Raw genomic sequence first — 9,801 nt, 5'->3', positions numbered from 1 at the left:
AAATCTGTCCCCTTTTGTTTGAAGTGAATGGCGAGAAAGTGCTGGTTCCGGTGGTTTATCTGGCGCAGGCCAATGGCCGTCTGGGCCCGACCGGGGCGTTGATTGCCGGTAACGATGTGACGCTGATTGCCGGTGAGAACCTCGACAACGTCGGGACGTTGAAGGCGACTCATAATCTATTGGCGACAGCTGGAAAGGACCTGGTCAATAGCGGCTTGATTCAGGCTGGTAATCGTCTTGATCTGTTGGCGACCAATGACATCATCAACAAGTCTGGCGGGATTATTACAGGTCGCGACGTGAGCCTGACTACCCTCAAAGGGGACGTCCTCAACACCCGGTCGATAACGACTTCCGCCAATGTTTCCCGATTTGGCATCCAGACGCATGACTATGCCGATAATGCAGCAAGAATCGAAGCTGCAAATGACCTCACCGTTAAAGCTGCTCAAGACATCAACGTTCTTGGCGGTGTCATGCAAAGTGGTCGGGATATGGCGCTGAACGCCGGACGAGACTTGAATGTATCCTCCGTTCAAGTCTCCAACAGTGTTTACCAGGACGCACGGCACAACAGCAGCGATGTGACCCAATTGGGGGCTGATATTGATGCTGGAGGTAGTTTCAAAGCGGATGCAAAACGCGATATCAACATCATCGCCAGTCAAATTGATGCCAAGCGCGATGTGACGATGAAGGCTGGTGGCGATCTGCTGATCACGTCCGCAGCGGATGAAGAACATTCACTGTCCAAGAACAAAAAACTCACTGTCCAAGAGGATCATGTGAGCCAGGTCATGTCTGGCATTTCTGCGGGCGGTGACGTCAAACTGGACGCAGGTGATGATCTCAGCGTGGTTTCCAGTCGTGTTACCGCAGGCGACGAAGCCTATTTGGCGGCAGGCGACAAACTCGAAATACTTGCATTGGAGGACTCTGACTATTCGCTCTATGACAAAAAGAAAAAAGGCAGTTTCGGCAAGCTCCAAACCAAACGCGACGAAGTTACCAAGACCACTCATATTGGCAGCGAGATCAGCGCTGGAGGTGACTTGACCCTGAAAAGCAAAGGTGACCAGCTGTATCAAGTGGCGGAACTGGAAAGTGGCAAAAACATCATTCTGGACAGCGGTGGTTCCATTACATTTGAAGGTGTGAAAGACCTGCATCAGGAGAGCCACGAGAAAACCGACAATAACGCCGCATGGGTGTCATCGAAAGGCAAAGGCAATACTGATGAAACGCTGCGTCAGACGCATATGACGGCAGGCGGGATAATCACGATCAAGGCAGTTGAAGGACTGAAGATCGATATCAAGGACGTCAACCAGCAAACCGTTAGTCAAACCATCGACACGATGGTCAAAGCCGATCCACAACTGGCCTGGTTGAAAGACGCTGAAACACGGGGTGACGTTGACTGGCGGCTGGTGAAGGAAATTCACGAGTCGTTCAAATATGACAATTCGGGTCTGGGCCCGGCTTCGCAGATGATCATCGCGATCGTCATGGCCGCAGTGGTTGGGCCGGCGGTTCTCGGTGCCTTGAGCGGGACAGTAGGAACTGCCTGGGCAGCTGGTATTGCTGCCGTTGCTTCCGGAGCCGCGACAAATGCATCGGTCAGCTTTATCAATAATGGTGGTGATCTTGGAGCTGTATTTGCCGACGTTACTTCTTCCGAAGCACTTCAGGGATATGTTGTTTCCGGTTTCACCGCGGGGTTGACCTCCGCTTATTTGAATGACCTGACAGGCATAAAAGTCGACCCGGTTACCAATAAAGTGATTTCACCTCCATTGACCACCTGGACGGGCGTGGGGCAATTCGCTGGAAGTCAAGTATTGCAGGGCGGTACGTCTGCGCTGATTAACAAGGCTTTGGGTGGGGATCCAAACGTCAGCGATGTACTGAAAACAGCGTTGTTCAATACATTGGCAGCCGTCAGCTTCAACCTTGTAGGTGATCTCACCAAGGATGTAATCGATGACGGATCTGCGACCAAGGTTGTCATTCACGCCATGGTAGGAGGGCTCCTGGCCGAGGCCACCGGAGGGGACTTTGCAACCGGTGCGTTGGCCGCTGGTGCAAACGAAGCATTGATTGGTTATTTGGACAACCTGGTTAAAGGCGATCCAAACCTCCTGACAATGAGTTCCCAGATCATTGGAGTACTGGCCGGTTCGGTTCAAGAAAACGTCACTGCGAACACATTGGCGAATGCGGCATGGGTCACAAAGTTTGCTACGCAGTTCAACCGTCAACTACACAAGGAAGATAAGGACCTTGCTGCACAATTGGCCGCGCGGAGTGGTGGAAAGTACACGGTTGAGCAAATTGAAGCTCAACTGAGATTGTCTTCTGTCAATGGTACGAATATCACACCCGCAACAGACATAGTCGTGCCGAGTGGCGGAATCTACGATACCGGTGGTAATTGGATAGACTTGGGCAACGGGATGTTTCTGCAGAACTTTGCACCTGCTGACAGGGACATTATTGCCTTTATCAAAGAAAATACCGGCGCGTACGGTTGGACGCTAACGGCCCAAACCGGATTCGGCTCTCTGAATGACAAGCATGATTGGTCGAAGACGCCTGACGGACCGGGTAAAAGAGATCCATTGACAGGTTATCCCATGGATGACAAAGGCGGGTACAGAGTACCTGTTGTCATCGATGGCAACACCTACACCCCGCGCTATCATTCTTGTGCAAGCACGGATTGTCTTGCAGCGGGGGCCAACATCGACTTTGGTGATACGGCAACCCTTCAATGGATACGCGCCGCCAATATCGAAGCATTGAGCAATGCCGGATGGTTCATGGGCGCTGCATCAGTCCCGGCTGCAGGTTTGACAGCCACTCTGCTGTCCAACGGATCAACGCTGGCAGGGTTGTTATCTGGCTATTTGAAGGGGCCTGAGGATTTTAACAAGGCGTTGACGAGCACAGCGCTAAGTGCCGGTTTCGAAAAATTTGTTGTCGCCAGTGGTTTCTCGAAGGAGGTAGCCAGCAAGGCTTCGAATACTCTCGGCATGGCCAATACCTGGGATAAGCTTGCGGACAGAACGCTGGATTTTTTTAAGGACAAGTAAATGTTGGGAGAGCTCAAACGGTACAAACATGTAATTGGTCTGACATTACTGGTGGTCGCATTAGTCGCTGGCTTTATACGGTTCAACGGGGACCGGGAGCGTTTCTTTGCGATGGTCTTGGGACAGATATGGTTTGGTCAAGCGGTCTACAATTACTTGCGCGATGGATGGGTCACGATTGGGCCGGGAGGAATGGGCCCTGAAGATGATCCAATGCACCGAGCGGTGCTGGCGGGAGTAGCGATGTTTTTGTACATGCTTGTGTTTTTTCTCTTCTGAATACAAAACGTAAATAGGGCAGACCACGTTCAGAGATATTTCGATACGTGGTGTGTCCCGGTTTGTGCGCAAAGGATCCAGGATTTGAGTGAAGTAAAAAAATACCCGCGTCTGAAAGTGTTCCTGGCCTTTCTTCTCTGCCCACTGGTTCCAGGGTTTATCGCAAGCATCATCAAGACCCTTGCAACGATCTTCCATCTGGCCATGAACCCACGGCTGATGGGAGAGGTCGTGGGAGGGGAGTTGATGTTGATGCCGTTCCTCGGCCCCTTGCTCGCCGAAGTGGTATTTCTTGTACCGTTTTTGCTGTTCGCGATGGTGATTGCACTGATGAAGGTCAAACGGACGGGTCGATCCTGTTCAGTGATTGCTCTGTCGGGTGCCGCGTTGGCCACTTTATGGGTGACGCCGTTTGTTCTGGCCGTTGTATCGGATGTAAAGAGAGCGACCTTTTCGGATGAGATGTTCGCAATGGTCGTGCTGTTCGTCACGGCAATGGCGACATGCTGGCTGACAGCGCGCTTCTTTCTGCCTGATCCAACAGAGCCATCGTTGCCTTGACGCCCCAAATGAAAACGCCCCGAACATCTCGGGGCGTTTTCATATACCGGGTGGCAGGTCTATCTGAACGCCGGCACCACATGCTTGATAAACAACTCCAGCGACTTCTTCTTCTCCGCATGCGGCAAGCTGTTGTCACACCAGAAACTGAACTCATCGACCCCCAGTTCCTGGTAGTACTTGATCCGCGGAATGATCTCTTCCGGCGTACCGATCATCGCCGTCTTGTGCAGACTCTCCAGCTCAAACTCCGGACGCCCGGCAAATTTCTCTTCCGGGCTCGGGGCGAGGAAACCATTAACCGGCACTTCCTTGTTGCCGAACCACGCATCGAACGTGCGATAGAAACGTGAGATGGCTTTCGCGCCGACCTTCCAGCCTTCCGGGTCATCCACTGAATGCACGTGGGTATGACGCAGCACCATCAATTGCGGACGCGGCACATCCGGGTTGTTGTCCAGCGCAGTCTGGAACTTGTTCTTCAGATCGAGAACTTCTTCGTCGCCCTTCATCAGCGGTGTGACCATCACGTTGCAGCCGTTGGCGACGGCGAAGTTGTGTGAGTCCGGGTCGCGGGCGGCGATCCACATCGGCGGGTTCGGCTTTTGGATCGGTTTCGGCACGCTGGTGGAGGTGGGGAATTTCCAGATCTCGCCGTTGTGGGCGTAGTCGCCTTGCCACAGCGCGCGCACCACCGGGACCATTTCCCGTAGCGCCTGACCGCCGCTGGAGGCGGGCATGCCGCCGGCCATGCGGTCGAATTCCACCTGATAGGCGCCTCTCGCCAGGCCGACTTCCATCCGGCCGTTGCTGATCACATCGAGCAGCGCGCATTCACCGGCGACCCGCAGCGGATGCCAGAACGGCGCGATGATGGTGCCGGCGCCCAGGTGAATGGTGGTGGTCTTGGCCGCGAGGTAGGCCAGCAGCGGCATCGGGCTCGGCGAGATGGTGTATTCCATCGCGTGGTGTTCGCCGATCCACACGGTGCTGAAACCACCGGCCTCGGCCATCAACGTCAGTTCGGTCAGGTCTTCGAACAGTTGACGGTGGCTGACGCTTTCGTCCCAGCGTTCCATGTGTACGAACAGGGAAAATTTCATGACGCTACCTCGAATCTCTTGTGGTCGGCCGGTCGCTTGCCGGCCTGTTTAAGTGCAATCGTGCGGATCAGGCGAAGGCGGGCAGGGCGCCCATCTTGCCGTGGCAGTACACCAGCGGGCCGGCGTCCTGCTGAGGGACGATGAGGTTTTTCACCGCGCCGACCATGATCGCGTGGTCGCCGCCTTCGTATTCGCGCCACAGCTCACATTCGATGATAGCTGTCGCATTGGCCAGGATCGGGTTGCCCAGTTCGCTCAGCGTCCACTCGATGCCCTGCGCCTTGTCCTTGCCTTTGCGGGCGAAGGCATAGGCTTCGCTTTGCTGACCGCCGGACAGGACGTGAATGGCAAAGCGTTTGTTTTTGATCAGGACAGGGTAGGAATCGGAACTGTAGTTGGGGCAGAACAGCACCAGGGCCGGGTCCATCGACAGCGAACTGAAAGCGCTGGCGGTCAGGCCGACGATCTGGCCGTCGTCATCCAGGGTGGTGATGACGGTAACGCCGGACGGGAACGAGCCCATGACTTGTTTGTAGACGGCAGCATCGATCATTGGTCAATCCTCGAGTGCGGTGAAGCGTGTTTTTATGTGTTTATGGGTCTGATGGTATACCGTAATACATCGATTGCAAGCGCTTTTTTGGTGAAACGATAAACGTGGTTCATCCGTCGGAAACTCAGCATTTACGGGGCTTTGCTCTAGCCGTGAACGCTGGCTATCAGGGAGGATGCCGGATCAGATGCCGTCGTAAACAGCGGGTCAGTCTTGTGAAAATGTTGGAATACCATAATATGGTCTGCATCTGAGGGGCGGCCACGAAGCACCCCCGGTTTGGCTTCATACAACGATAAGAACAGACCCAATCGAGTTCATTTTTATGTCCCAGATGTCCCGGCAAGATCCGTTGATCGAGAATCACACGGTCGACTACGTCCCACTCGCGGAACGCCACGGGAAGGCCCGCGACCTTTTCACCCTATGGTTCAGCACCAACATTGCGCCACTGCCCATCGTCACCGGCGCCATGGTGGTTCAGGTGTTTCATCTCGACCTGTTCTGGGGGCTGCTGGCGATTGCGCTGGGGCACATGATCGGGGGTGTGGTGATCGCCCTGGCATCGGCGCAAGGCCCGCGCATGGGCATTCCGCAAATGGTCCAGAGCCGTGGTCAGTTCGGGCGTTACGGTGCGCTGTTGATCGTGTTCTTCGCCGCGATCATCTACATCGGCTTTTTCATTTCCAACATCGTGCTGGCCGGCAAGTCCATCGTCGGCATCGCGCCGTCGGTGCCGGCGCCGTTGAGCATTCTGATCGGTGCCCTGAGCGCCACGGCCATTGGCGTGATTGGCTACAACTTCATTCACACGCTGAACCGAATCGGCACCTGGGTGATGGGCAGCGCGCTGCTGGCCGGTTTCATCTACATCTTTGCCCATGAGTTGCCGGCGGACTTCTTTACCCGTGGCAGCTTCAATCTTTCGGGATGGCTGGCGACGGTATCGCTGGGGATCATCTGGCAGATCAGCTTTTCGCCGTACGTCTCCGACTACTCCCGCTACCTGCCGGCGGACATCGGGATCAGCAAGCCATTTATCGCGACTTATCTGGGCGCCACACTGGGCACGATTCTGTCGTTCACCTTCGGCGCGGTGGCGGTACTGGCGACGCCGGAAGGCACTGAGGCGATGGCGGCGGTCAAGCAGTCCACCGGTTGGCTGGGGCCGATTCTGATGGTGCTGTTCCTGCTCAACATCATCAGCCACAACGCGCTGAATCTGTATGGCGCGGTGTTGTCGATCATCACGTCGATCCAGACCTTTGCCAGCCAATGGATACCAAGCATCAAGGTGCGGGTGATCTTGTCGAGCGTGGTGCTGGCGGGCTGCTGCGTGGTGGCGCTGGGCGCGTCGGCGGATTTCATTTCCGAGTTCATCGGTTTGATTCTGGCGCTGCTGCTGGTGTTGGTACCGTGGGCATCAATCAACCTGATCGACTTCTACCTGATCAAGCGCGGCAGCTATGACATCGCCTCGATCTTCCGCGCCGACGGTGGCATTTATGGGCGCTTCAACCTGCACGCGATCATTGCCTACTTCATCGGCATCATCGTGCAGCTGCCGTTCGCCAACACATCGTTGTATGTCGGGCCGTACGCCAATCTCGTGGAAGGTGCTGACTTGTCGTGGCTGGTCGGCCTGATCGTGACGTGCCCGCTGTATTACTGCCTCGCGACCCGTGGCCAGACTCAGCAGAGCAGGGCGGCGCGGTTGGGTTTTACCGACTGAGCGTTCGCAAGCTGTTCAAACAATGCCCGGCACTTTGCCGGGCATTGTTGTTTCCGCATCCCGGCGGTCACGCAAATTGGCCATTTCGATCCCCTTTTGGCCAACCGGCTACTGTGCTGCGTCTACGCTGTCAGGAAGAATCGAAGCCACAACTAGATGCTGCACCTTCCTTGCCCTTGGCTGATTTGCAAGCCGCTGCCGTGTACAGAACATAAAAACCATCGACTCACGCTGCATTCGGGGAAACACAACATGGTCACGATGAAACGCATTCTGGGCGCCACTGTTTTCGGGCTGACGCTGCTGGCCAGCGCCGTACAGGCCGAACAGCGCGAACTGCGGGTGTACAACTGGGCGGATTACATCCTGCCGTCGGTGCCCAAGGATTTCGCCGCCAAAAGCAACATCAAAGTGACCTGGGACACCTTCGACACCAACGAATCCCTCGAAGCCAAACTGCTGACCGGTAACTCCGGCTATGACCTGGTGGTGCCGTCGAACCAGTTCCTCGATACCCAGATCAAGGCTGGCGTGTTCCAGAAGCTCGACAAGTCCAAGCTACCGAACTGGAGCCACCAGGACCCGGCGCTGCTCAAGTTGCTCGACGCCAACGATCCCGGCAATCAGTACGGCGTGCCCTACATGGTCGGCACGGTGCTGATCGGTTTCAACCCTGCCAAGGTCAAGGCTGCTCTCGGCGAGAATGCGCCGGTGGACAGTTGGGATCTGGTGTTCAAGCCGGAGAACATGGAGAAGCTGAAATCCTGCGGCGTGGCGATGCTCGATTCGCCATCGGAAATCCTGCCGCTGGCCCTGCATTACCTGGGCCTGGACCCGAACAGCCAGAACCCGGCCGACTATGAGAAAGCCAAGGACCTGATGCTCAAGGTTCGCCCTTACGTCACCTACTTCAACTCGGCCAAGTACATGACCGACATCGCCAACGGCGATATCTGCGTGGCCATCGGTTACTCCGGCAGCTTCTACCAGTTCGGCAACCGCGCCAAAGAGGCGGGCAACGGCGTGGTGGTTGACTGGCGCCTCCCGAAGGAAGGCGCGCCGATCTGGTTCGACACCTTCGCCATTCCGAAGAGCGCGAAGAACGTCGAAGAGGCCCACGAGTTCCTCAACACCTTGCTCGATCCGAAAGTCATCGCTTCGATCAGCGACTTCCTCGGCTACCCGAATGCCAACAAGGATTCGCTGCCGCTGATCAACAAGGAAATTACCGGCAACCCGAACCTGACGCCGACCAGCGAAGCGCTGAAGAAACTGTACGTGGTGCAACCGTTGCCGCAGAAACTGGAGCGGGTGCGGACCCGAGTGTGGACCAGCATCAAGTCCGACAAATAGTCCCAAAACCGGGGGAGCGAACCACGTTTGCTCCCCCGACTGTTATTTCGCCTGACTTTCTTCGGGCGACTTGTCCTTCGTCAGCATCAGACTCAGCACCACCGACGCCAGAATCAGCCCGCCAACAATCGCCAGCGACCACTCCACCGGCATGTGAAACCATGGCATCGCCGTCATCTTCCCGCCGATGAACACCAGCACCAGCGCCAGTCCGTACTTGAGCAGATGAAAGCGGTCGGCCATGTCCGCCAGCAAAAAGTACAGCGCCCGCAGGCCCATGATCGCGAAGATGTTCGAGGTGAAAATGATGAACGGATCGGTGGTCACCGCGAAAATCGCCGGGATGCTGTCGACCGCAAACATCAGGTCGCTGGCCTCGATCAGCACCAGCACCAGAAACATCGGCGTGGCCCAGCGCACACCGTTCTGCAGCACGAAAAACCGCTCGCCGTGAAAGCCGTTGGTGATTCGCAGATGCCCGCGCACCCAGCGCAGCAGCGGGTTGTTATCGAGGTCCGGTTGCTGCTCGGCGAACACCAGCATCTTGATCCCGGTGATGATCAGGAACACGCCGAACACATACAGCAGCCAAGTGAACTGCGACACCAGCCACACCCCGGCAAAGATCATCGCTGCGCGCATCACGATTGCCCCGAGCACGCCGTACAGCAGCACCCGGCGTTGCAACTCCGGCGGCACGGCGAAGTAGCTGAAGATCATCACGAAGACGAACATGTTATCGATCGACAGCGACTGCTCGATCAGGTAACCGGTGAGGAATTCCAGGGTCTTGACCTTGGCGATTTCGGGGCCGAATTCGCCGTTCAGATACCACCAGAGCAACCCGGCGAAGGCCATCGCCAGCATGCACCAGGCGAACACCCAGGATGAGGCTTCCCGTACCGAGACCCGATGCGCCTTGCGCCCACCGAAGACGAACAGGTCGACGGCCAGCATGGCGAGGACAAAAACGATGAAGGCGACCCACATCCAGGGTTCGCCGATGTTGATGGGGGGCATGCCGTTCTCCCTGTCTTTATGTTTTTCGGGGTAGACGGGGCCATGCTAGTAGGAGCTTTCCGGCAAAGAAAAATCGTTTATTTCGTGGGTATTGTTCGTGAATAA

At 56.1% G+C, this 9,801-nt stretch carries 8 protein-coding genes; 5 read left to right on the top strand and 3 right to left on the bottom strand.

Features of this window, described 5'->3' with window-relative positions:
- The 3 genes from ACM6JM_RS11620 to ACM6JM_RS11610 form a co-directional block, all read left to right on the top strand.
- Nucleotides 1-3,095, top strand: a 3,095-nt coding sequence (locus ACM6JM_RS11620; RefSeq protein ID WP_414881906.1) for a DUF637 domain-containing protein, incomplete at its 5' end; no start/stop codon positions are given.
- Complete coding sequence (locus ACM6JM_RS11615) at nucleotides 3,096-3,374, top strand: hypothetical protein (RefSeq protein WP_074688638.1); 279 nt, start codon at nucleotides 3,096-3,098, stop codon at nucleotides 3,372-3,374. It begins immediately after the preceding gene.
- 84 nt (nucleotides 3,375-3,458) lie between these two features.
- Complete coding sequence (locus ACM6JM_RS11610; protein ID WP_239065517.1) at nucleotides 3,459-3,935, top strand: hypothetical protein; 477 nt, start codon at nucleotides 3,459-3,461, stop codon at nucleotides 3,933-3,935.
- A 59-nt stretch (nucleotides 3,936-3,994) separates the two neighbouring features.
- On the opposite strand, the gene ACM6JM_RS11605 is transcribed toward ACM6JM_RS11610, so the two are convergent.
- Nucleotides 3,995-5,038 carry an LLM class flavin-dependent oxidoreductase gene (locus ACM6JM_RS11605; RefSeq protein WP_102688306.1) on the bottom strand — a complete coding sequence of 348 codons (1,044 nt, stop codon included), beginning with the start codon at nucleotides 5,036-5,038 and terminating at the stop codon, nucleotides 3,995-3,997.
- A gap of 67 nt (nucleotides 5,039-5,105) precedes the next feature.
- On the bottom strand, nucleotides 5,106-5,591 hold the full coding sequence (locus ACM6JM_RS11600; protein WP_007950450.1) for a flavin reductase family protein: 486 nt from the start codon (nucleotides 5,589-5,591) through the stop codon (nucleotides 5,106-5,108).
- Between the two features lie 325 nt (nucleotides 5,592-5,916).
- Between ACM6JM_RS11600 and ACM6JM_RS11595 the strand changes: the two genes are divergently transcribed.
- A complete protein-coding gene (locus tag ACM6JM_RS11595) occupies nucleotides 5,917-7,323 on the top strand; it encodes a purine-cytosine permease family protein (RefSeq protein WP_414881905.1) in 1,407 nt (468 codons plus the stop codon).
- A 252-nt stretch (nucleotides 7,324-7,575) separates the two neighbouring features.
- Complete coding sequence (locus ACM6JM_RS11590; protein ID WP_011334637.1) at nucleotides 7,576-8,676, top strand: polyamine ABC transporter substrate-binding protein; 1,101 nt, start codon at nucleotides 7,576-7,578, stop codon at nucleotides 8,674-8,676.
- A 42-nt stretch (nucleotides 8,677-8,718) separates the two neighbouring features.
- Here the strand turns inward: ACM6JM_RS11590 and ACM6JM_RS11585 are convergent, their stop codons facing one another.
- Nucleotides 8,719-9,696 (bottom strand): TerC family protein, encoded by a 978-nt coding sequence (locus tag ACM6JM_RS11585; RefSeq protein ID WP_414881904.1) that lies wholly within the window; start codon nucleotides 9,694-9,696, stop codon nucleotides 8,719-8,721.
- Nucleotides 9,697-9,801 lie beyond the last annotated feature (105 nt).

It is taken from the genome of Pseudomonas sp. IT-P2, assembly GCF_949767575.1.
Taxonomy (GTDB): domain Bacteria; phylum Pseudomonadota; class Gammaproteobacteria; order Pseudomonadales; family Pseudomonadaceae; genus Aquipseudomonas; species Aquipseudomonas pharyngis.
Note: the sequence above shows the minus strand (reverse complement) of the source record. Positions and strands in the feature narration are given on the sequence as shown.

Excerpts from the sequence above, each read along its gene's own strand:
- ACM6JM_RS11615 (WP_074688638.1), top strand. The coding sequence starts at position 3,096 with ATGTTGGGAGAGCTCAAACGGTACAAACATGTAATTGGTCTGACATTA.
- ACM6JM_RS11585 (WP_414881904.1), bottom strand. The coding sequence starts at position 9,696 with ATGCCCCCCATCAACATCGGCGAACCCTGGATGTGGGTCGCCTTCATC.
- ACM6JM_RS11605 (WP_102688306.1), bottom strand. The coding sequence starts at position 5,038 with ATGAAATTTTCCCTGTTCGTACACATGGAACGCTGGGACGAAAGCGTC.
- ACM6JM_RS11595 (WP_414881905.1), top strand. The coding sequence starts at position 5,917 with ATGTCCCAGATGTCCCGGCAAGATCCGTTGATCGAGAATCACACGGTC.
- ACM6JM_RS11590 (WP_011334637.1), top strand. The coding sequence starts at position 7,576 with ATGGTCACGATGAAACGCATTCTGGGCGCCACTGTTTTCGGGCTGACG.
- ACM6JM_RS11600 (WP_007950450.1), bottom strand. The coding sequence starts at position 5,591 with ATGATCGATGCTGCCGTCTACAAACAAGTCATGGGCTCGTTCCCGTCC.